This is a genomic window from Bradyrhizobium sp. AZCC 1678, from assembly GCF_036924765.1.
GTDB classification, from domain to species: domain Bacteria; phylum Pseudomonadota; class Alphaproteobacteria; order Rhizobiales; family Xanthobacteraceae; genus Bradyrhizobium; species Bradyrhizobium algeriense.
The window spans coordinates 6,147,563-6,168,307 of record NZ_JAZHSE010000001.1 but is presented as its reverse complement, the minus strand read 5'-3'; the positions used below and the strand labels follow the sequence as shown (position 1 = coordinate 6,168,307).

The window sequence follows — 20,745 nt, the reverse complement described above, 5'->3', positions numbered from 1 at the left end:
AATGCAGCGGCTTATCCAATTGGCGGGCGGTCTCTCGTCACCCGCAATCCTGATCGTCTTGATCTGGTGTGCAGCGCTCATAAGCGTCGCCGTCGGACCAATAGACTATCCGGAACAGCCGTCCATCGTCGTGCTGACCGTGGTCGGCTCGGGCGTCGCGCTCTTCCTGCTCGGCCATCGGGGGGGCCGATTTCTTTTCGTCCGCCATTTCTCGCGTCAGGTCCCAATGCCTCCGCTTTCCAGGCGGATGCTGAATCGCATCGTCATCGCTGTGTCGCTTTTCGGTATTGTGGGCATTGCGTTGATCGCACTTGACCGCATGGTGCTGAGCGGGGTGAGCAATAGTGCCTACGCGGAGTTGTTGCGCTGTGCGCCCGGGCTGGTCGACGCCATATCGATCGAGCGGACACCACTGCTCTATGGCGGCTATGCCATGTTCTCCTTCGGCTTTGTGTCGGTGGTACTGTTCCTGCTCAAGGGAGAGGAAATCACAGGATGGGCGGCGGCACTGGCGCAATTGTCCATCGTTTCTCCAGCCGGTTATGCGGTGCTCTATTCAGGGCGGATGCCGCTCCTGTTCGTTCTCGTTCTGGTTGCCGTGACGATGCTGATCCGCCTCGCACAGGGGCGACCGCCGCTGCCGCGCGGTCATTATCTCATCCTCAAAACGGTCGCCGTGATCGGGCTGTTTGCCATCTATTCGAGCGGGATCTGGACGAGCCGGCAGAATTTCTGCATCCAGATGTCGCCGCTGATCACCAAGCTGCAGCAGGAACAGACGCAGCGCGAGGTACCTCCTGCCGTTGCCAGCGGGCCGCCCGAGACCAGCGAGAAAATCACGGCAACTGATCTTAGCAAGCGAATTGCAGAGGCGGGCGCGGCTCCACCGCCGGAGCAAAAGCCGAGCTCCGCCGACGCGATCCTCGCGATGAGGTTGGAAGCCTGGAATGTGAAGCCGCGGGGCTACGTCGCGTCCGCGATCGAATCCGGCCGCCTATCGGCACCTGGCGCGATGATCGGCCTGAGCACCTATTTCTATCTGACCCACGGGGTGCGCACCATTGATATCGCGTGGCACGCACGCGACAAGTTCACTCCGAAATGGGGAGTCTACGAGATCGGGGTGCTGTCACCGCTGCTGCGGGTCTTCTTCCCGCGCAACCAGCAGGTCGAGGCGATGAAGGCCGAGCTGAGAGCTGCCTTGATCTACGGATTCTTCCCGACCGTGTGGGCCGCCGCCTTCATCGATTTCGGCTTTGTCGGTGCAATCATTTACGTCCTGATCTGGGGCGTCGTGGCGGGCTGGAGCGCGGCGGGAAGCAAACACTCCGACCTGATGACGCCGTCGCTGCTCCTAGCCTTTGTCCTCGCCAGCATCCTGCTCAGCGTGGTGCAGGGGCCGCTGGGCATAGCAAATTCGGCGCTGGTGCTGGTTTCGCTGGTTGTGACCGGTTTCACGCTTGATTTTGCCAGGCTGCGGTCGGGATCGCCGGAGGATGCCGGCGAGCTTCAGGTGAACAGCTCGGCCACCTAAAGTCGGTCAGTGCGCCGAGATGTCGCGCAGCCAAGCAACCGTCGCCGCGACGCCTTGCTCCATATCAAACGGCAGATCGCCGCAGACCGAAGCCGTCGGCTTGAGGTCGAATTGATATTGCGTGAGCACATTGTTAAGGCGGAATGAATTGAAGGGAAACCTCTTCACCCCGACTGAGTTCACGGCATCGCCGCAAAACGCCAATGTGCGCGCAATGGCGATTGGCAGATGCGAAACGGCGCGAGCGCCGAACGCACGCTGAAAGGCGTCGCACCAGGCGATGAGGTCGATCGGCGTGTAGTCGGCAAGATAGAACGTTCGGCCCTGGATCTGTTCGGCAGGCACCACCAGCAGGCGCCAGTACTGGAACGCAATGTTGTCGATATAGCTATAGGACTTCCAGAGCGGGTCGTGGCCGACGTGGAAATAGTATCCGCGCTCGATCATTCGGAGGAAGCGCTGATAGTGCGCGCTCATGCCGGGCCCCCAGACCGTGGTGGGGCGCGCCAGACACCATTCGCGCTCGCCGCCATTGGCGCTGCGGACGATCTGTTCGGTGCGGACCTTGCTCTTTCCGTACAGAGTGTCCGCCGTGTAATCGGTGTCGCTTTTCGGCACATAGCCGACGCGGCAGACGAGCTGCGATGAGGTCCAGATCCCACGCCGGATCGACGGCGTCAGCCGCACCACTTCGACCAGATTCTCAACGCCCTCGATATTGGCGGCATAGCCCGCAAGATTGGTCTTCTCGTCGAGGTCGATGCGCGCGGCGAGATGGACCAGCGCGTCGGGTGCCGCGTTCTGCACGGCCTCTTTGAGACGATCGGCCTCCAGGAGGTCGCAGACAATATCGGTTGCGGCAGCCGGAACCTTGTCGAGCCCCACAACTGCACACCCCTCAGTGCGCAGCCGCCGCACCAATGCCTGGCCGATGAAGCCGGAGCTTCCGGTCACGAGAATTTTCATGCTGATGTCGCTGTCACGGCCGAGGGACGGTCGCTTGACCGGCTTGCCCGGCTGATCTACCAAATCGACCTGTCGATTGCAAATTCCACCGAATCCTCTGGCGGACCAGGCATTTTGCGATCGATTTTTTCACCCCGGCTCTTGCCCAACCGGCGCACGCTTCATGAAGGCATTCGTCTCAGCCGCGTTCCAGGCCATCAATCGCGTCCTGGAGCCGATCGGCCTGCGCCTGATGCGCACCAACGCACCGGTCCGGAACTTCGCGCTGTTCTTCAAACACCTGAAGTCGCTGGGATTCGAGGTGAAGACGGTGATCGACGTCGGCATCGCCTTCGGCACCTCACCGATCTACGACGCGTTCCCGCGCGCGAAGTATTTTTTGGTCGAGCCGGTCGCTGAATGCCGTCCCGTGCTCGAGCAGCTCAAGCAGCGGCTCGACGCCGAATATTTTCTGGTCGCCGCCGGCGCCGAGGACGGCGAGATCACCTTCAACGTCCATGACGATATCTCGGGCTCAAGCATCTTCGCGCAGGTCGAAGGCAAGGCGCTCGACGGCGAAGCGCGGAAGACGCCGATGCGTCGGCTGGATTCATTGTTGCCGGAGAAGCTTGAGCATCCGGTATTCATCAAGGTCGACACCCAGGGTGCCGAGATCGAGGTGCTGAAGGGGCTGGGGTCGCGCATCAACGAGATCGACCTCATGATACTCGAGACCACGATGATGCCGATGCGGCATGGCATTCCGCAGTTCGCCGACATCGTGCGCTTCTGTGACGAGGCGGGGTTCGCGGTCTATGACGTGCTCGAGGGCCACATGCGCTCGCTGGACGGCGCGCTCGCGCAGATCGATCTTGCCTTTATCCGCAAGGACAGCCCGCTGCGCAGCCAGTCAGCCTATTTCAGTCCCGAACAGCTCGCGGATTATCTGACGCGGCCGAGCAAGCTGCACTGCGCGAAGAGCTGATCGCCCGTCACGCCGCTAGGGCCGGGCCTCAGAGTTCCGCGAGCAGGATGAACAGGCAGCGGCGCTCGCCCTTGTTCACCATGCCGCCGCGATGCATGCCGTTGCCGTCGAACAGTACGCAATTGCCGTAGTTCGACGTCGCTGCGAAATGTCCCTCGCGCAGTCGCGCCACGTCGGGGGAGTCGTCTTGCAGGTCGCCGCCGAAATCCGCCTTCTTGCGCAGGAACGCCGGCAGCGCCATGAATTTCTTGCGCGCGTCGGGGCGCCGGCCCGAGAAGCCGCTGAAGTCGTTGGTTCGGCGCACCATGCCTTCGAACCACCCGATCTTCGCATTTTGGCTGCCGCGGATGTAGCAAAACGGGCCGCCGTCCGGGCCGATATCGTGGACGTAGATCGCACATTTCAGCATGCCGTAGGTGGCATCGATATGCAGGTAGCTGCCCCAGGGGTCCGCGAGTTGTGTGTCCGGGAAGACCCGCTTCCAAAACGCGAGGTCCTGGTCGTTGATCTGTGCATTGACGTGCTTCACGCCGGCCGGGCGGCCGAGATAGGCGCTCGCAGCGTCCATGATGCCATAGCGCTTGAAGATCTTCTCGACCGTCGCGAAGGCCTGTGGATCGGCCGAGCGCGTGCACCAGTAGACATTATCGTCGAACTTGCGTTTCTCAGGCGGAATGCCGGCACGACGCTCGTCGAGCTTGGCAAAGCCCGGATCGGTGACGCTTCGGATCTGGTCGATTTCATCCGGCGCGAGCGTCAGGCAGACGATGCCATCGGATTTGATCTTGTTCAGCAATGCCGGGTTTGCCAGTACCGCAGGACGTCGCGTGCCGGTCAGCGTGCCGATCGCGCGGCTGGCGCGGATGCGCGCATACATCGAGATGTAACGCAAGGCCGTCCGCGCGTTGAGGCCACTAAAGCCGGCTTCCTTGGTCAATAGCGGCATGTTGTCGTAATCGACGATGCGGCGGATGGTGACAAAGGCGAAGGTCCGCAGGAACACATTCAACGCATAAAGCCGCTCGCGGAAGGTCGGCCGGGCGAACATGCCGCCATAGGCTGGATGCGCGTCATAGTCGATCGAGGGCAGGGTGTTGCCACGATAGGGCGGGATCGGCAGCTCACCGACATCGACGGCTCGTGCCGCGGGGGCCGCATCCGTAAGGGAATCGATTGTCGTCATGTCGCGTTTCTCCGGGCCTAGCGCGGATCGTCTCAACGTCGTCGGATCTATACAACTTGGCGCATTGCACAGGCAACAACGGCCGGCGGTTATCAGCCCTTCCCGGGGTGTTCCAGCGCAACGGCTAAATCATGGAAATGCTTCGGGAAAGCGCCACGGAGGTCGATCTTTCGAAGGGTTCCAGCGATCTTCTCCGACGCGCCCCCACGGCCATAGGGCGGCTCTGCGCCCGGATCAGGGCCGAACCGGCCTTCGAAAATGTGCGCCAGACTTGCGAGAATGGTGGCCGAATCGGCCGGGCAATCGATGGTCGAGGCGGCGCGCAGCCGGCCCTGCTGGCGGTCGCCGATATTGATTGAGGGCACCCCGACGGCCGGCGCCTCCAGGATGCCACTGGAGGAGTTGCCGACCACGGCGTCGGCGAGCCGCAGCGCGGCCCAGTAGCGCTCGCTGCCGAGCGAGGTGAAGTGAAACGCGCGGTCTGGCCGTGCCGCGACAAAGGCCTTGATGGCGTCGTCGATCGCGCGATAGCCGGGATCGGCGTTGACGCCGGTGAAGATGATGCTACGGTCCTTGACCTCGGCGAGCGCGCCGAGGAGTGCGGCGACATTCGTTGCATCCGTATCCGGCCGCGCCGTGGTCGGATGCAGCGTGACCAGCAGGAAGCGCTCCGGGCCGCCGACGCCGAGCCTTGCGAACAGCTCGGTCCGGCTGAGCGCCGGCGCCGTGCTGGCGAGATCAAGGCCCGGTGCGCCGACATTGAAAACGAAGTCGGGATTTTCGCCCATCTGGATCACGCGCTGCCGATAGGGCTCGGCCGCAACGAAATGCAGGCAGGCCATCTTCGTGATGGCGTGGCGGATCGCATCGTCGAAGGCGCCGGCGGTGATCTCGCCGCCATGGATGTGTGCGATCGGGATGTTCAACAGCGTCGCCGCGACCGCGGCAGCCAGCACCTCGTAGCGGTCGCCGAGCATGACAAGAACATCCGGCGCGAGCCGGGGGAGCACATCGGCAAAGCCGGAAACGCCGATGCCGGTACCGCGCGCCACCGTCTCGGCGCGATCGTCGTACAGCTGAAGATCGATCTTCGCTGCGATTGTAAACCCGTCGGCCTCGATAGCTCGCCAGGTCTCGCCGAAGCGCGGCACCAGATGCATGCCGCAGGCGATAATGCTGAGGGAAACGTCATCCGTCTCCTTCAGCCGCGTCAGGATTCCCCGCAGCAATCCGTAGTCGGCCCGCGAACCGGTGACGACGGCGATGCGGCGGCTTGCGGTCATGCGGATTTCCGCCATGGCGACGCGTCGAGCATGCCGTGCTCTATGACGTAGGATGCGTAGGCGAGGTCGGCAGCACTCTCGATTTCGATCGAATGCAGGCGGTCCATCATGATGCCATAGCTTGCGGAGGGATCGGCGTAGATTTTTCGGTGCTTGCGCATCGCGTCCCAGCCGACGAGGTAGAGCGCGCCGTTCATGGTGACTTCAGGCGTCTGGTCCTGCCGCCGCTGCGCCGTCGTCTTCAGCATCTTCTCGACGATGCCGCCGATCGAGCCATCCGCGCCCAACGTCCCGACGAAGATCGAGGCCACTTCGGTCTCGCGCATGCCTACCACAAGGCTCGCCTTGCGCGCGGCGAACAGTTCGACCGCCTCGTCGAAATGTTCCGGCCGTGCGAAAGGCGACGATGGTTCCAGGAGCATGATGGCGTCGTAGCGCCGTCCTTCATGCGTCTCGACCCAGTCCATGGCGTGAAGCACCACGTCGTTGGAGGAGGCGGTGTCGCTCGCAAGCTCGGCGGGGCGGTCGAACAGCACCTCGGCGCCGTGGCGCTTCGCCTCGGCCTGGATCTCCGCGCTGTCGCTGGAGACGATCAGACGCGAGCAGTAGCGCGATTGCCGCGCCGCATTTGCCTTATAGCCGACCAGGCTGAGACCGCCGACCTGGCGCAGGTTCTTGCCCGGCAATCCCTTGGATCCTCCGCGGCCCACCAGCAGGAACAATATCTCCGGCGAATTCGTCATTTGCTCTCGACAATCCCGCTGTCAGCGCCGAACAAGGACCGGCACCATTCGTCGCCGGCCAGGAGGCTCAAAGGGGAACGCCGCAAGCCGCCGCTTGCGTTGCTTTTACCAGTGTACTCGACTAAGACAACCGCTTGATAGGCGGGTGATTTCGGTCGCCCCCCGCGCTCAGCGACGAAACCCCATGCATCGCCGAACCCTGATCATTGCTGAGGCCGGTGTTAACCATAACGGCGATCGCGCGCGGGCGCTCGAACTGGTAGAGGCGGCCGCGCGGGCAGGGGCCGACGTCGTCAAGTTTCAATCGTTTCGTGCCGACAGGCTTGCGACCGCGGAGGCCGCGAAGGCGAGCTATCAGCAGGCGACCACCGGCAACGCGCAGTCACAGCTGGAAATGCTGCGCGCGCTCGAGCTCAGCGAGGACGACGAAGAACGCATTGCCACGGCCTGCGTGGCCGCCGGCATCACCTACATGTCGACCCCGTTCGATGCCGACAGCGCCACGCATCTGGTCCGCCGAATCGGCGTCTCGACCCTGAAGGTCGGATCGGGCGATCTCACCAACGCGCCGCTGCTGTTGCATCTGGCGCGCTTTCGACTGCCGATCATCCTGTCAACCGGCATGGCGACGCTGGCGGAAGTGGAGCAGGCGCTCGGCGTCATTGCCTTCGGCTATCTCGAGGACGTGCACGCGCGGCCATCGCCTGCGGATTTCGCCAGCTGTCTGCTCGACCGCGAGACCTGGACCGAGCTGCGCGCCAAGGTCACGCTACTGCACTGCACGACCGAGTATCCGGCCGATCCGCAGTCGATCAATCTGCGCGCGATGGCGACGCTGCGCGATGCGTTCGAGCTTCCCGTTGGCTTTTCCGATCACAGCCGCGGCATTCATGTTGCGGCAGCCGCGGTTGCGCTCGGCGCGGCGGTGATCGAAAAACACCTGACGCTCGATTGCAATCTGCCGGGGCCCGATCACCGCGCCTCGATCGAGCCCGACGAAATGGCCAGGATGATTGCATCGATCCGCGACGTCGAGGTCGCGCTCGGCGACGGCCGCAAGATACCTGCGCGGGAAGAGATCCCAAATCGTACGGTGGCACGACGGAGTCTTGTTGCGATCCGCTCCGTTAGCGCCGGCGAGCGCTTCACGGAGGACAATCTCGGCGTCAAGCGGCCCGGTGACGGCATTCCGCCGATCGAATACTGGAGCTATCTCGGCAAGACGGCGCAGCGCGACTATGCGGCCAATGAGGCGCTGGAGCCATGAGCCTTATCGTGCTCTGTGCCGGCGGTCATGCCCGCGTTGTCATCGAAGCATTACGGAGCCGTGGCATACGCCCCATCGCCGTGATGGATCGCGACACCGCACTGCGGGGCGGGGCGGTTGGCGGTGTTCCGGTCGCGGGATCCGACGAAGACATCCTGAAGATGAGCGTGGATTCAGTCGAGCTCGTGAACGGCCTGGGCAACCGCGCCTCGCGTACCGATTCGGGCCTGTCCGGGCGGCGTACGCTGTTTGGCCGTTTCGCCGCTCTGGGTTACAGGTTTCCGGTGATCTCGCATGCCTCCGCGGCGATTGCCTCCGATGCAACGCTCGGCGACGGCGCGCAGGTGATGGCGGGCGCCGTCATCCAGTCGGCGGCGCGGATCGGGCGGAATGCTCTGGTGAATACGCGCGCGGTGGTGGAGCATGACTGCATCGTGGGCGATCACGCTCATGTCGCGCCGGGGGCGGTGCTCTGCGGCGGTGTGTCGATCGGCGAGAGCGCCCATATCGGCGCGGGCGCGGTGGTTCTGGTGGGCGTCAGCGTGGGAGCGGGAGCTGTCGTTGCCGCGGGCGCCTTGGTCGCAAAGAATGTCGGAGCCGGCGCCTTCGCCGGCGGCGACCGGATTGGTTCGTAAATGAAAGAAATATTCGTTGTCAGTGAAGATACGCCCCTGATCGAGACGCTGCGGCGGATCGATCAAGGCCATTTACAGCTCGCCGTGGTCGAACGTGACGGCAGGATCGTCGGCACCGTCACCGACGGCGATGTGCGGCGCGCGCTGCTCGGTGGCGTCGGGCTCGATGCCTCCGTCGACCTCGTGATGAACCGCACGCCGATCACGGCGCCGGTTGGCATTTCCAACGCGGCTGCGCTCAACCTGATGCGCAAGCATTCGATCCACCAGCTTCCGATCGTCGATGCCGAGGGCAGGGTGGTCGAGGTCAAGCTGATCGACGATCTTGCGCTCGCGCAGCAATCCGACCACTGGGTGGTCCTGATGGCCGGCGGCCTCGGCTCGCGGCTGAAGCCGCTGACCGATGACATACCGAAGCCCCTGATCCGGGTTGGCGACAAGCCGATCCTGGAGACCGTGCTCGGCGGTTTCGTCAAGGCCGGCTTCGGCAAGTTCTTCATCTCGGTCAACTACAAGGCCGACATGATCCGCGACCATTTCGGCGACGGCTCTGCCTGGGGCGTTGAGATCAACTATCTCCAGGAGAACGCGCGCCTCGGCACCGCTGGCGCGCTGTCGCTGTTGCCCGAGCGGCCCACGCAGCCGTTTTTTGTCATGAACGGAGATCTGCTCACGACCGTGAACTTCGAGCAGTTGCTGAAATATCACCGCGAGCATCAGGCGTTCTCCACCATCTGCGTGCGCGAGCATTCGGTGACGGTGCCGTTCGGCGTCATCGATTTCGACGATCATCGCCTGCTCGGCATCCGCGAGAAGCCGACGCAGAAATTCTTCGTCAATGCCGGCGTCTATCTGCTCGATCCTGGCGTGCTCGACTACCTCGACGCCAACGAGGCCGTGGACATGCCCATGCTGATCGAGCGAACGATCGCTACCGGCAAGCCATCTGTGGTGTTCCCGCTGCGGGAGTACTGGATCGATGTCGGCCGGCTAGACGATCTGCAGCGCGCCTCCGACGAGTTTCAGAGGATTTTCGGATGAGCACCGAACGTTTTCTCCGCGAGATGATGTCACTCGACGGGCGCGTCGCTGTCATCACCGGGGGCGCCGGTCATATCGGCCGCGCGATTGCGGGCGGCCTGGCCGAGCTTGGCTCCACGATCGCGCTGGTCGATATTGCGGCGTCTGCCGGCAAACAGGCTGCGGCAGAGCTTGCGAAGAGCTGGCCGGTCAAGGCGGAAATGTTCGACTGCGATTTCGAGCAGGGTGAGGCGGTTAAAGATCTGCCGCGGCGGGTGCGCGATGCGTTCGGCGGTATCGACATCATTGTCAACTGCGCGGCCTTTGTCGGCACCAGCGGGCTTGAGGGGTGGGCCGTGCCGTTTGAGCAGCAGTCGGATGCGACCTGGCGGCGGGCGCTCGAGGTCAACCTGACCGCGCCGTTCGTCCTGGTCCAGGCCGCAGCCGAGGATCTGGCCAGGTCCGGCCACGGCAGTGTGATCAATATCTCCTCGATCTACGGGCTCGCCGGGCCGGACTGGCGGCTTTACGAGGGAACCGCTCTGGGGAACCCCGCGGCCTATGCCGCGAGCAAGGGCGGCCTGATCCAGATGACGCGCTGGCTTGCAACCACCATGGCGCCGAAAGTCCGGGTCAACGCCGTGGCGCCTGGAGGTGTGTTCAGGGCCACGCCGGAGCCATTTTTGAGCCGCTATCTGTCCCGCACGCCGCTTGCGCGCATGGCGCGGGAGGACGACATGAAGGGCGCTGTGGCCTATCTGGCGAGCGATTTATCGGCCTATGTGACAGGCCAGTGCATTGCGGTCGACGGGGGCTGGACGGCGTGGTAAGCCGACAGCAAATCATGCAATCGCGAGAATCCCTGAAATGTTGAGCTGTAGCAAATGCTTGTTGCCGGAAACGGCGGAGGCGACATCGTTCGACGAAACCGGTTCCTGCAGCGTTTGCCGTCAGATCGAGGTTCGTGACACCCAGATCGACTGGGAAGATCGCTACAAGCAGCTCATGGAGCTGGTCGGCCAATACCGCGACAAGGGCCTCTACGACTGCATCGTGCCCTATTCGGGCGGCAAGGACAGTGTGTTCCAGCTCTGGTATGTCGTGCGCAAGCTCGGCCTGAAGCCCCTGGTGGTGCGCTTCGACCACTGGTTCTATCGACCGCTGGTCGAGGAGAACAACACCAGCGTATTCAAGCAGCTCGGCGTCGACGTTCTGAACTTCACGCCGAACTGGCATGTGGTGCGCGAATTGATGCTGGAATCACTGAAGCGCCGCGGCGACTTCTGCTGGCACTGCCATACCGGCATCTATGCCCACACCATGCAGATCGCGATCCGGTACGAGACGCCGCTGCTGATGTGGGGCGAGAGTCTTGCCGAATACCAGTCGTTCTATTCCTACGACGAGATGGAGGAGGTCGACGAGAAGCGCTTCAACCGCGCCATGAATCTCGGCATCACCGCCGACGACATGTACGAATTCCTCGGCGGCCGCGTCGCCAAGCGCGACCTGTATCCGTTCGTCTATCCGCCGCGCAAGGAATTGATGCGAATCAAGTGCCGCTCGGTCTGTCTCGGCAGCTACATCAAGTGGGACACCAAGAAGCACGTCGACATCATCAAGAGCGAGCTCGGCTGGAAAGGCCAGGAGGTCGAGGGCATTCCGCCTGAATACGACTACGAGAAGATCGAGTGCTTCTTCCAGGGCGTGCGCGACTATCTGAAATACATCAAGCGCGGCATGGGGCGAACCAACCATCTCGCCAATATCGACATCCGCAACAAGCGCATGACCCGCGAGCAGGGAGAAGCCCTAGTGCGCGAATATGACGGCAAGCGGCCGCCGAGCCTCGACCTGTTCCTGGATTATCTGCAGCTCACCGAAGAACAGTTTCTCGGCATCGCGATCAAACACGAGGTCAGCCCGTGGCAGTTTTCCCCGAACGCGGTGGAGCCGGGCAGGAAAATGCCTGACATGGACAAGTGGGACCGAACCCCGGTGCCGTGGCCGAACCATCCGGGTGTTGAAATCGGCGGCAAGGGGTGATTTATCGGCGCTGGCGGCGGGGGAGCTAAGGCGATGTCAGACGTTGCGATTGTCGACTACGGCATCAACAATGTACGATCGGTCCGCAATGCCGTCGAGTACTGCGGCTACAATCCGATTGTGACCCACGACGCCGACGTCATCGCCGATGCCTCGCATGTGATCCTGCCCGGCGTCGGTGCCTTCGGCGACGCCATGCTCAACATCCGCGCCCGCGGCATCGACGAATTGCTTGAACGTAACGTCCGTGAAAAGGGCAAACCGTTCCTGGCCGTATGCCTCGGCATGCAATTGCTGGCGCAGTCCTCCGAGGAGCATGCCGATGACGGCGTCCTGCATCGCGGGCTCGGCTGGTTCGATGCCGATGTCGCGCGCCTGATGCCAAACGATCCTGCGCTGAAGATCCCGCATATGGGTTGGAACATGGTGGCCAGGGAGCGCGACCATCCGATCCTCGCTGGTATCCGCGAGGGTAATCTGGCATTCTATTTCGTGCACTCGTTCGCCATGCGCTGCAACAACTCGGGCGACGTCGTTGGCCTTGCACAATACGGTCAGTCCGTGACGGCGATCATCGCAAAAGACAATATCGTCGCCACCCAGTTCCATCCCGAGAAGAGCCAGGACAGCGGGATCGAGCTGATGAGCAATTTCCTGCGCTGGAATCCTTGAAAATTAGCCTGCGATGCTGAAGAAGCGCCTAATCCCGAAATTCCTGCTGCGCGACGGCCGGCTCGTCAAATATGTCCACTTCTTCGAGAACGAGCGTGCCGCCGGCAATCCGGTGACGACCGCGAAAGTCTATAACGACTATGGCGTCGACGAGTTGATCGTGCTCGACATCGTACCGAGCGAAGCCTCGCGCGGCCGCGTGGTCGATATCATCGAGCGGATGTCGGAAGAGATATTCATGCCGTTCACGGTCGGCGGCGGCGTCAAGACGCTTGAAGACGTCAACATGCTGCTGCGCGCCGGCGCCGACAAGGTTTCAGTCAACTCGGAAGCGGTGAGGCGTCCCGAATTCGTCCGCGATGCGGCGCGGGTGTTCGGCGACCAATGCATCACGGTATCGATCGACTACAAGAAGATCAGCCCCCACCACGCCAGCGTGTTCATCGACGGCGGCCGCGAGCACGCAGCCCTCGATCCGATCGAGTGGGCGCGGCGCTGCGAGGACCTTCATTGCGGCGAGGTGCTGCTCGGCTCGATCGACCGCGACGGCACCATGAGCGGTTACGACCTCGAAATGATCCATAAGGCCGCCAACGTGCTGAGTGTGCCATTGATCGTCTCCGGCGGCTGTGGCTCGCTGCAGCATGCGATCGATGCGCTGGAGGCCGGCGCGTCCGCGGTGGCGATTTCCTCGATGTTCCTCTTCACCGATCATAGCCCGATCAAGCTGCGCAGCCATCTCTACTCGCGCGGCCTCGAAGTGCGGGCGAGCTCTAACAGCAGGAACTAGTACCGTGCAGCTCTCGCTTGCCCGCATTGACCTCGCCGGCTATGTGCGGAAGCAGTTCGAGAGCCTGTTCCCGGACAGCGCCGATCTCGGCGACTTGCCGAAATTTGTGGATCTTGCGCTCGGGCGGATCGAGCACTGCTTCACGCGAGTCAGGCTCAAGGGGTTCTTTGCCAATGGCGAGGCGCGATTCTCGCACTGGCACTCCGACCAATACGCGATCTTTCTCTACTACCTCGCAAACAGCGCGTTCCGCGAGCGGCCTGGCCATCCCATCGCCGACAAGGCCTATGCGCTCAACAAGGCGCTGCACGCGCTGGATGCGTTCTATGAGGTCGAACTGCCCGACGTGTTCGCGGTCCAGCATCCGGTCGGTACCGTGCTCGGCCGCGCGCACTATTCGGATTACTTCATCTGCTATCACAACTGCACGGTCGGTGCGAACCTTGAGAACGACTACCCGTCGTTCGGCCGTGGTATCGTGATGTATGGCGGCAGCCGCGTGATCGGGAAGACCGCCGTCGGCGACAACACCTTCGTTTCGACGGGAGCGATCATCATTGATGGCGGCGCGCTCGCGGCCGACGGCGTGCTGCACGGCATCTATCCGAGGGCCGCGCGCTCGCCGACGTCGCGCAACGTGAGGCGCGATATTTTCGGGGTGGACCCTGATTAGGTGAGGCGCTTGAAACCGGAATGGGCCACCGGGCCGCGCAGCAATTGCTTGACGGCCTTCTGGTCCACTGCGGTCCGCAGGTCGCGGAACACCTCGTTCACGGTTTCCAGATAGCGGTCGACATGGGCGTCGGTATGCGCCCACATCGCGTAGAACGAGCCGGTGGCGAGAATGCCTCGGTCGAGCATCATCTGGGTGAACAGTGTGCGCACCTCTTGGGCGTCAGGCAGGTCGAAGGCGAAATGCCCGAGCGGCGAAATGCCGGAGACGTGCACCGGCAGGCCGGTTGCCTCTGATGCCTCGCTCCAGCCCTTCTGGATGCGGGTGCCGATGAGCATCAGATGCCTAGCGACGTTCTGCTCGCGATGCTTGCGCAGGGTGGCAAGGGCTGCGACTGGTCCGACGCGCTCAGTCCACGCGGTCGAGCTGACAAAGGTTTCCTGCGCAGCATCCATCACGGATCCCCGGCCGACGATCGCCGCCATCGGAAAGCCGTTGGCAATCGCCTTGGCGAACACCGCGATGTCGGGGTCGACGTCATAGGCGAGGTGCGCGCCACCGGAATTGATGCGGAAGCCCGACGTCACCTCGTCGAAGATCAGCACCGCGCCGCAGCGGTCGGCGAGTGCGCGGATGCCCTTGATGAAGGCGGGCTCGGGCTCGCTGGAGCGCACCGGCTCCATCACGATCGCAGCGAGCCGCTCACCGTTCGCGGCAACGATCGCCTCGATCTCGTCGAGCTTGTTGAAGTGGAAGGGATGCATCAGCCCGGCGAGACCGCGCGGTACGCCCTTGGTATCCAGGCCCGGCAGCAGGTGGCCGTCGAGTGCGGTGGTCTCGCCGAGATTGGCGCTGAGATACCAATCGTGCCAGCCATGATAGCCGCAGAATGCTACCATATCGCGGCCGGTGGCCGCGCGCGCGATGCGGATCGCGATCGCCATCGCTTCGCCGCCGGCGCGGCCGAAGCGGACCATGTCCGCCCAGGGATGCAGCTCGATCAGCAGTTCCGCGAGCTCGATATCCTCGGCGCAATTCAGCGTCGACATCGAGCCCATGTCGATCGCGGTCTTCACCGCGGAGTCGACGTCGGGATCGGCAAAGCCCAGAATGGTGGCACCGATGCCGCAATAGCTCATGTCCAGATAGGTCTTGCCATCGAGGTCGACGATTTCGGCGCCCTTGGCCGATTTGAAGTAGGTCGGCCACTGCTCGGGTAGGAACATTTCGGGCCGCTTGGAGAGCAATTGCGTTCCGCCGGGCATGACCTTGCGCGCGCGCCGGTAGAGCGTTTGGCCAGTGCTCGACATCGCATGTTTCTCCTGCAGGGAAAGCAGGCGGTGGATACCCCAAGCCCCTCGGTCAGGCAAGGTGCCGGGCCCGGCGTCTGCTCGCAACCGATTTATGTAAGCGTGTTCGCCACCGCACCGCCTGTCTTGACCGGGAGCGCGCGACCCGCAGTAGAGAGTTCTGTGGCCAGCGCGTTGTCAGGTCGTTTGACGGTCCCTGCGGCCCATCCTTGCCTGCCTGACGTCGTTGACGACGCTGCGATAAAGGGCAAGCGCAGCTTCTGCACGGTACTTGGAGGCAACGCTGGCCGCTCGCTTTCCCTTTTCGGTCGTCGCCTGACGATCTCGTGCAGCCTCCCGGATAGCCCGGGCAAGCTCGACCGGGTCCTCGGGCGGCACGACCCATCCAATAGCCTCTTCGCCGAGCACCAGGGCTCCTTCCGAATTTGTCTCTGACGCGACAACGACCGGCCGGCCGACGGCCAACAGATTGTAGAGGCGGCTCGGGATCGACACGCCGGCGATATTTCGACGGTAGGGTATGACCCATAGATCCGCCGCGGACAGGAACTCGACGAGCTCATCCTCAGGGACTGGGCTCAGGATCGTGACGTTGGCGAGTCTTTCCCGTGCGAACAGATCATTCAATTCCTTCCAGCCGACGCCCCATCCGGACAGCATGAAATGAATGTCGTCCTCCGACTGCAGCAGTCTTGCGGCTTCAACCACCGTTGCAGGGGAATGGGTGAAGCCGAGATTGCCTGATAGTCCGACGATGAATTTGGAAGCATCCGGGGCGCGGAAACGGCTGGATGGGTCAATCTCCCGATATCCGATCGGGATTAGCGGCCAATTGGGGATGATGTGAAGCTTGTCTGGTTTGACGCCTGGGTACTTCAGGATTAGGGGCGGTACATCCCGTCCGATGACGACGATGGCGTCCAGGCTTCGAAACAGGAGCGTGTTTGCGAAGCGGATGAGCCGGGCAGCAAAGGACTTGGATTGGATCAGGCCGGCCGCTTCAAGCGCTTCGGGATAGAGATCGTGGATGAGAAGCAGCGTCGCGGCGCCTCGCAGTTTCGCCGCCAGAAGCACGGTGTAAGGCAACGTGAAAGGAGTCGTTATGCAAAAGACGATGTCGCTGGATGTTGCTCGCTTCAAGACCGAGAAGAACATCCGCGCGGCCAGCAGGCAAACCGCCGCCGCGCGTTGCACGATTGCGGACTTGGGCGGATTCCAGTTTCTGATTTCGATGAGGGTCGGATTGCTGCGCGGGTCAGCGCTGAGGAAATCCGAGTTGGGCGTGGCGGAAACTACGACAACTTGGCTATCTACTGCAAGTGTATCGGCGATCTTACCCAGATACACCGCCGTCGTGCTCGTATCCGGGGGATAGAACTGAGTAGCGAGGATCAGCCTTGCAGAGTTGTCCATGTGTGACGGCTATCTGAAATGTGGAGCGCTGATGGTCGATCAGTCGACTGTTTCGTTCGGTATGCTTCGTAGGTGGGGCTGATACCGTCGTCGAGGGGCGTGCTGGCGCGCCAACCGAGCTCGGCCAACCGGCTGACGTCAAGCAGCCTGCGCACCAGCGCGGACCCGACCATGCCGCGATGTAGACCGTCTTGCCTTTCAGCTCAAACGGAAGGCTTGCCATTGGCCACCTCCCGCCGCGCTTCGGCAAGATCGCTTGCGACCATTTCCTTGACCAGTTGGGCAAACGACGTCTTGGGCTGCCAGCCGAGCTTCTCGCGCGCCTTGCTGGCATCGCCGACCAGAAGATCGACTTCGGTCGGCCGGAAATAGACGGGATCGATGCGCAGGATGGTCTTGCCGGACTTGGCGTCGACGCCGGTCTCGTCGACGCCTTGGCCGCGCCATTCGATGCGGCGGCCAACTTCGGCGAACGCCAGTTCGACAAACTCACGCACCGAACGGGTTTCGCCGGTCGCCAGCACGAAATCGTCGGGCGCGTCCGCCTGCAATATCCTGTGCATGCCCTCGACATAATCCCGCGCATGGCCCCAGTCGCGCTTGGCTTCGAGATTGCCGAGATAGAGCGCTTCGTCCAGGCCGGTCTCGATGCGGGCGACGCTGCGCGTGATCTTGCGCGTCACAAAAGTCTCGCCGCGGATCGGGCTCTCATGGTTGAACAGGATGCCGTTCGAGGCATAGATGCCGTAGGCCTCACGGTAGTTCACCGTGATCCAGTAGCCGTACAGTTTGGCGACGCCATAAGGAGACCGCGGGTAGAACGGCGTCGATTCCCTCTGCGGCACCTCCTGGACCAGACCGTAGAGCTCGGAAGTCGAGGCCTGATAGAACCGCGTCTCCTGCTCCATGCCAAGAATGCGGATCGCCTCCAGGAGCCGCAGCACGCCGATGGCGTCGGCATTGGCGGTGTATTCCGGGCTTTCGAAGCTGACGCCGACATGGCTCTGGGCGGCGAGGTTGTAGATCTCGGTCGGCCTGATCTGCTGCATCAGCCGGATCAGGTTGGTCGAGTCGGTCATGTCACCGTAATGCAGCAGGAACGGCACATTGCGGGAATGCGGATCCTGGTAGAGGTGATCGATGCGGGCGGTGTTGAACGAGGACGACCTCCGCTTGATGCCGTGGACGGTGTAGCCGAGCCCGAGCAGATATTCGGCAAGATAGGCGCCATCCTGGCCGGTGACGCCTGTGATCAGCGCAACAGGCGGTTTCCGTGTCATAGCTTCAACCTATACAAATGTTCTGGAAGATCCCGTACGAGATGCGCGACGCGAGTTATTGGTAGGCACCCTAAAAACCTGAGGTCGCCGGCGCTTCCCGTGCTGGGTTCGGTTGCCGTTCACCGGTTTTCCAAGCCGGCTAGGCCTCCTTAACCTAACAAAGTTGGCAAATGCAAGCGAGGGACTCTGTGCATTAGGTCGTCGGCTCCGTCATGTGGATCTCAGCACTTAATAGCATAGCTCAATCGAGATTACGCAGAGGGGCACATCGACGGTGGAGGTCCGAAAAACAAACAGTTCTCCTTTCCACGTCAGAGTAAAAAGGTTCCGCAGCTACACGGTATTTGTGGTGCAGGGGCGTCCAATTGCGTATCTTATGACGGCCGCACACAATTCCCGTTGCCGAAGATGGCTTTACCACCAAGAACCGGGTGCTATATGTCTGACATTTATAGCAATTGTCCCCATGACCGTCCCATACAAAGCCCTACAGTCGGCCTGCGCTGTCGCTGCAGTTTGCGCTTATTTTGTTGCAGCGGATTGGCTGCAGGTTACCTACGCGCCAGATCTAAACTTCGCTTTTGGCCCTGATGTTCCGGGTGAGAAGATCCGGCTCATGCCGCCATTTGCGCGGCTCGAATGCTCGAAATTCGCGGTAGCGAAGGAGAGATATAAGTTGTTCGACGAGTTGGCCGATTCCGACGATAACAACGGGCGCTCCACCATAGAACTATACGAGAATAACACACGTCTTGGACCGGCACACAGCGATCATGCGGATATCGCCTGTTTTGGTCGCGGCCGTTTTTCTCATTGGAGGAAGAATGGCACTACCATGTATTGGTCTTCAAGCGACGGTACTGATCCAGCGACGAATGGTAGAGCTTATTGGGTGGTTAGACCCTATCAATCTGAAAAACATTAGTATCATGCGCCCAAGTGCTGCTGATGCTTTTCTCTGACAGTCCCAACACCGTAGTCGATGCTCATCGCTCGTCTGCGACCGCTAGATACGTTGAGTAGTGTTAGCTCCCGCATCCATTCGATCAAGCGCTCAGGATCGATGTTGACCGAGTATACTAAGTCTCATTCAAGGACCGCTCTCAAGAAATGCTCTAGGTTAGGGCCCACAAACAGATATCCTTTTATTCCAGCGGCCCGTGCTGCTTCCATATCGGTGGGCTTGTCGCCTATAAGTATGCTGCGACTGACATCCACCGGAAAACGCTCTAGCAGATCGTTAATCATGCCTGGTGCAGGCTTACGTCGAGGGCTTACTCGACGATACCGCTCTATCGGAGCCTCGGGATGATAAGGGCAGTATTCGAACGCGTCGACGTGAGCTCCAATTTTTGCCAAATCGTCTATCATCACCTTATGTAATTCTTCAACGTGACTTTCCTCGTAGAGGCCTCTAGCGACACCTGACTGATTCGTAACCACGAATGCAAAGCATCCAGCATCATTGGCGGCCTTTACCGCTTCGCGTGCGCCATCTATCCACCTCAGCTTACTAACTTCGAAAACATAACCGCTGTCTTCGATCAGCACACCGTCCCGATCAAAGAAAACTGCTGGTCTCTTCATTTCATTGCCTTGAAACCGAGTGGTGCAATCACGCCAGAACTATCTGGGTTGCAAATCTAAATGCGAAACAAGAGAATAGCGTCGGATTGTGGCGGTTATCCAGGCCATCTGATCGCTAACTTCAATCCGAGCGGTGCCAATCCATGTATCGCTAGTCTGTGGACGAGGAACTCGAGAATGCGCCGTTCCCCGCACTATCAATGCCGGCGCGTTTTGCTGCGCAGCAGTTGCGAAGGTCCTGTGCTGCCACGAATTCAATTCGCTCAGGAGGGCTTCCAGCCGAGCGCAAGCAGCTTGGTTGGAGGAGCCACCAGGGGCCGCCCGATCCGCTCCCAGATTGCGCCCTGGCCTATGGCCTTAAGCGACGCCCTAATCCAGCTTTCGGGCACCGGGATCAACCACGGTGATCTGCCCAGGCTGACGCGGTAGCTCGCAATGAGATTTGCAACGGTTACCGGCTGGGGATCCGATACGATAAAGGTTTCTCCCTGCGCGCGGGGGGTGCTGAGCGCTGTCTCGACCGCCGAGTTGAAATTCTGGATCGACAGTACGGATCGCTCAGCGGTCAGCGACCCGAACGGAAGCGGGATCGGAAGACGCGAAAGTCGGTGGACGGTCGCGAAGTTTCCTTTCTCGCCCTCGCCGTAAATCACGACGGGCCGCAAGATCGTGAATGAAATGCCCGCCGCGCGAATGGCCTGTTCGGCGGCGAACTTGGATCGTCCATACGCATTATTGGGTGTCGGAAAATCATCCTCGGTCAGCTCATGATCCGCATATGAGCCGGACTGGGCGGCGATCGTGGAAATAAACACCAGATGTTTTGTACCGCTGCGAGATATCGCCTGCGCGAGCGCCGAGGTCGCGCGATGATTGATGCGATCGTAAAGGTCATCGCCGGCATATTTGTGTGCGATGCCGGCGAGATGCACCACGCTGTCGCATTGCGACAGAAGGGGCTGCCAGTCAAACAGGCTCGAGAGATCCGGAAGCGAAACGGCGGCGATGTTCGGGTTATCGAAAGTGAATGCTGCCCTTGATGCGGCAATCACGGTGTATCCCTGAATGGCGAGGTAGGGAACGAGATGGCGCCCAATGAATCCGTCGGCGCCGGTCACGAGCACCCTTGGCTTTTTCTTGTTGCAGCCACTGTTCGAGTTGGACGCGGAGGAGCGGAATTGGGGCGCAGTAGCATCGTGAGCAGGCATGGCGTGCAAAGTCGACAGCCCCGGGGTATTCACTTGCCGTTGAACTTCTAGCTGCATGTAACCTGCAAAAATGGCTCTGCAAAAATGGCTCAGGGTCTGAACTGATCCACTAAACTCCAATATAGCCGGACGGATCATTCTGGGGCAACCGAGAGTTTGCATCCATAGCTG

General features: G+C 61.5%; 20 protein-coding genes. 11 read left to right on the top strand and 9 right to left on the bottom strand.

The annotated features are described in order from the left end of the window. The first annotated feature begins 130 nt into the window (after positions 1–130). Entirely contained in the window at positions 131–1,534 is a 1,404-nt protein-coding gene (locus tag V1294_RS29660) for a hypothetical protein (RefSeq protein ID WP_334502137.1), read from the top strand. 6 nt (positions 1,535–1,540) lie between these two features. On the opposite strand, the gene V1294_RS29655 is transcribed toward V1294_RS29660, so the two are convergent. Then, on the bottom strand, positions 1,541–2,500 hold the full coding sequence (locus V1294_RS29655; RefSeq protein WP_334502135.1) for an NAD-dependent epimerase/dehydratase family protein: 960 nt from the start codon (positions 2,498–2,500) through the stop codon (positions 1,541–1,543). Positions 2,501–2,663: 163 nt separating this feature from the next. Here V1294_RS29655 and V1294_RS29650 point away from each other — a divergent pair, with 163 nt between their 5' ends. Next, positions 2,664–3,464, top strand: coding sequence for an FkbM family methyltransferase (locus V1294_RS29650; RefSeq protein ID WP_334502133.1), 801 nt, complete (start codon positions 2,664–2,666; stop codon positions 3,462–3,464). 28 nt (positions 3,465–3,492) lie between these two features. On the opposite strand, the gene V1294_RS29645 is transcribed toward V1294_RS29650, so the two are convergent. The 3 genes from V1294_RS29645 to V1294_RS29635 form a co-directional block, all read right to left on the bottom strand. Then, on the bottom strand, positions 3,493–4,647 hold the full coding sequence (locus V1294_RS29645) for a hypothetical protein (RefSeq protein ID WP_334502131.1): 1,155 nt from the start codon (positions 4,645–4,647) through the stop codon (positions 3,493–3,495). A gap of 92 nt (positions 4,648–4,739) precedes the next feature. Beyond that, positions 4,740–5,930, bottom strand: coding sequence for a UDP-N-acetylglucosamine 2-epimerase (gene neuC / locus V1294_RS29640; RefSeq protein WP_334502130.1), 1,191 nt, complete (start codon positions 5,928–5,930; stop codon positions 4,740–4,742). Beyond that, positions 5,927–6,673, bottom strand: a complete 747-nt coding sequence (locus V1294_RS29635) for an acylneuraminate cytidylyltransferase family protein (RefSeq protein ID WP_334502129.1) — start codon at positions 6,671–6,673, stop codon at positions 5,927–5,929. The genes neuC and V1294_RS29635 overlap by 4 nt, the downstream gene beginning before the upstream one ends. 184 nt (positions 6,674–6,857) lie before the next feature. On the opposite strand from V1294_RS29635, the gene neuB reads away from it, so the two are divergent. The 8 genes from neuB to V1294_RS29595 are packed head-to-tail and all read left to right on the top strand — an operon-like array spanning position 6,858 to position 13,776. Further along, a complete protein-coding gene (gene neuB / locus V1294_RS29630) occupies positions 6,858–7,940 on the top strand; it encodes an N-acetylneuraminate synthase (protein ID WP_334502128.1) in 1,083 nt (360 codons plus the stop codon). Then, on the top strand, positions 7,937–8,575 hold the full coding sequence (locus V1294_RS29625) for a NeuD/PglB/VioB family sugar acetyltransferase (RefSeq protein WP_334502126.1): 639 nt from the start codon (positions 7,937–7,939) through the stop codon (positions 8,573–8,575). The genes neuB and V1294_RS29625 overlap by 4 nt, the downstream gene beginning before the upstream one ends. Beyond that, positions 8,576–9,616: a nucleotidyltransferase family protein gene (locus V1294_RS29620; RefSeq protein ID WP_334502124.1), complete on the top strand. Its 1,041-nt coding sequence runs from the start codon at positions 8,576–8,578 to the stop codon at positions 9,614–9,616. After that, positions 9,613–10,425, top strand: coding sequence for an SDR family oxidoreductase (locus V1294_RS29615; protein ID WP_334502123.1), 813 nt, complete (start codon positions 9,613–9,615; stop codon positions 10,423–10,425). The genes V1294_RS29620 and V1294_RS29615 overlap by 4 nt, the downstream gene beginning before the upstream one ends. Positions 10,426–10,462: 37 nt before the next feature. Beyond that, a complete protein-coding gene (locus tag V1294_RS29610; RefSeq protein ID WP_334502122.1) occupies positions 10,463–11,641 on the top strand; it encodes an N-acetyl sugar amidotransferase in 1,179 nt (392 codons plus the stop codon). 33 nt (positions 11,642–11,674) lie between these two features. Then, positions 11,675–12,313 carry an imidazole glycerol phosphate synthase subunit HisH gene (hisH, locus tag V1294_RS29605; protein WP_334502121.1) on the top strand — a complete coding sequence of 213 codons (639 nt, stop codon included), beginning with the start codon at positions 11,675–11,677 and terminating at the stop codon, positions 12,311–12,313. 13 nt (positions 12,314–12,326) lie between these two features. After that, on the top strand, positions 12,327–13,103 hold the full coding sequence (locus tag V1294_RS29600; protein ID WP_334502119.1) for an imidazole glycerol phosphate synthase cyclase subunit: 777 nt from the start codon (positions 12,327–12,329) through the stop codon (positions 13,101–13,103). A gap of 4 nt (positions 13,104–13,107) precedes the next feature. Beyond that, entirely contained in the window at positions 13,108–13,776 is a 669-nt protein-coding gene (locus V1294_RS29595) for a hypothetical protein (RefSeq protein WP_334502117.1), read from the top strand. On the opposite strand, the gene V1294_RS29590 is transcribed toward V1294_RS29595, so the two are convergent. The 3 genes from V1294_RS29590 to gmd all read right to left on the bottom strand — a co-directional run bounded on the left by V1294_RS29590 (position 13,773) and on the right by gmd (position 17,779). Beyond that, entirely contained in the window at positions 13,773–15,086 is a 1,314-nt protein-coding gene (locus tag V1294_RS29590; RefSeq protein ID WP_334502116.1) for an aminotransferase class III-fold pyridoxal phosphate-dependent enzyme, read from the bottom strand. The two genes, V1294_RS29595 and V1294_RS29590, sit on opposite strands and share 4 nt — an antisense overlap. 177 nt (positions 15,087–15,263) lie before the next feature. Then, entirely contained in the window at positions 15,264–16,499 is a 1,236-nt protein-coding gene (locus tag V1294_RS29585; protein ID WP_334502115.1) for a glycosyltransferase family 4 protein, read from the bottom strand. 203 nt (positions 16,500–16,702) lie between these two features. Continuing rightward, the gene (gmd, locus tag V1294_RS29580; RefSeq protein ID WP_334502114.1) at positions 16,703–17,779 is read right to left on the bottom strand and encodes a GDP-mannose 4,6-dehydratase; all 1,077 of its coding nucleotides are present in this window, start codon (positions 17,777–17,779) and stop codon (positions 16,703–16,705) included. 466 nt (positions 17,780–18,245) lie between these two features. Here gmd and V1294_RS29575 point away from each other — a divergent pair, with 466 nt between their 5' ends. Then, complete coding sequence (locus V1294_RS29575) at positions 18,246–18,704, top strand: hypothetical protein (protein WP_334502113.1); 459 nt, start codon at positions 18,246–18,248, stop codon at positions 18,702–18,704. A gap of 161 nt (positions 18,705–18,865) precedes the next feature. Here V1294_RS29575 and V1294_RS29570 read toward each other — a convergent pair whose 3' ends face one another. Next, positions 18,866–19,366, bottom strand: a complete 501-nt coding sequence (locus V1294_RS29570) for a D-glycero-alpha-D-manno-heptose-1,7-bisphosphate 7-phosphatase (RefSeq protein WP_334502111.1) — start codon at positions 19,364–19,366, stop codon at positions 18,866–18,868. A gap of 263 nt (positions 19,367–19,629) precedes the next feature. Continuing rightward, a complete protein-coding gene (locus V1294_RS29565; RefSeq protein WP_334502109.1) occupies positions 19,630–20,712 on the bottom strand; it encodes an NAD-dependent epimerase/dehydratase family protein in 1,083 nt (360 codons plus the stop codon). Between the last annotated feature and the right edge of the window lie 33 nt (positions 20,713–20,745).

What these genes read in the sequence shown, in the direction of transcription:
- hisH (WP_334502121.1), top strand. Translation starts at nt 11,675, where the DNA reads ATGTCAGACGTTGCGATTGTCGACTACGGCATCAACAATGTACGATCG.
- V1294_RS29655 (WP_334502135.1), bottom strand. Translation starts at nt 2,500, where the DNA reads ATGAAAATTCTCGTGACCGGAAGCTCCGGCTTCATCGGCCAGGCATTG.
- neuC (WP_334502130.1), bottom strand. Translation starts at nt 5,930, where the DNA reads ATGACCGCAAGCCGCCGCATCGCCGTCGTCACCGGTTCGCGGGCCGAC.
- V1294_RS29620 (WP_334502124.1), top strand. Translation starts at nt 8,576, where the DNA reads ATGAAAGAAATATTCGTTGTCAGTGAAGATACGCCCCTGATCGAGACG.
- V1294_RS29615 (WP_334502123.1), top strand. Translation starts at nt 9,613, where the DNA reads ATGAGCACCGAACGTTTTCTCCGCGAGATGATGTCACTCGACGGGCGC.
- V1294_RS29610 (WP_334502122.1), top strand. Translation starts at nt 10,463, where the DNA reads ATGTTGAGCTGTAGCAAATGCTTGTTGCCGGAAACGGCGGAGGCGACA.
- V1294_RS29635 (WP_334502129.1), bottom strand. Translation starts at nt 6,673, where the DNA reads ATGACGAATTCGCCGGAGATATTGTTCCTGCTGGTGGGCCGCGGAGGA.
- gmd (WP_334502114.1), bottom strand. Translation starts at nt 17,779, where the DNA reads ATGACACGGAAACCGCCTGTTGCGCTGATCACAGGCGTCACCGGCCAG.
- V1294_RS29565 (WP_334502109.1), bottom strand. Translation starts at nt 20,712, where the DNA reads ATGATCCGTCCGGCTATATTGGAGTTTAGTGGATCAGTTCAGACCCTG.
- V1294_RS29590 (WP_334502116.1), bottom strand. Translation starts at nt 15,086, where the DNA reads ATGTCGAGCACTGGCCAAACGCTCTACCGGCGCGCGCGCAAGGTCATG.
- V1294_RS29650 (WP_334502133.1), top strand. Translation starts at nt 2,664, where the DNA reads ATGAAGGCATTCGTCTCAGCCGCGTTCCAGGCCATCAATCGCGTCCTG.
- V1294_RS29575 (WP_334502113.1), top strand. Translation starts at nt 18,246, where the DNA reads ATGACCGTCCCATACAAAGCCCTACAGTCGGCCTGCGCTGTCGCTGCA.
- V1294_RS29585 (WP_334502115.1), bottom strand. Translation starts at nt 16,499, where the DNA reads ATGGACAACTCTGCAAGGCTGATCCTCGCTACTCAGTTCTATCCCCCG.
- V1294_RS29645 (WP_334502131.1), bottom strand. Translation starts at nt 4,647, where the DNA reads ATGACGACAATCGATTCCCTTACGGATGCGGCCCCCGCGGCACGAGCC.
- V1294_RS29625 (WP_334502126.1), top strand. Translation starts at nt 7,937, where the DNA reads ATGAGCCTTATCGTGCTCTGTGCCGGCGGTCATGCCCGCGTTGTCATC.
- V1294_RS29570 (WP_334502111.1), bottom strand. Translation starts at nt 19,366, where the DNA reads ATGAAGAGACCAGCAGTTTTCTTTGATCGGGACGGTGTGCTGATCGAA.
- neuB (WP_334502128.1), top strand. Translation starts at nt 6,858, where the DNA reads ATGCATCGCCGAACCCTGATCATTGCTGAGGCCGGTGTTAACCATAAC.
- V1294_RS29600 (WP_334502119.1), top strand. Translation starts at nt 12,327, where the DNA reads ATGCTGAAGAAGCGCCTAATCCCGAAATTCCTGCTGCGCGACGGCCGG.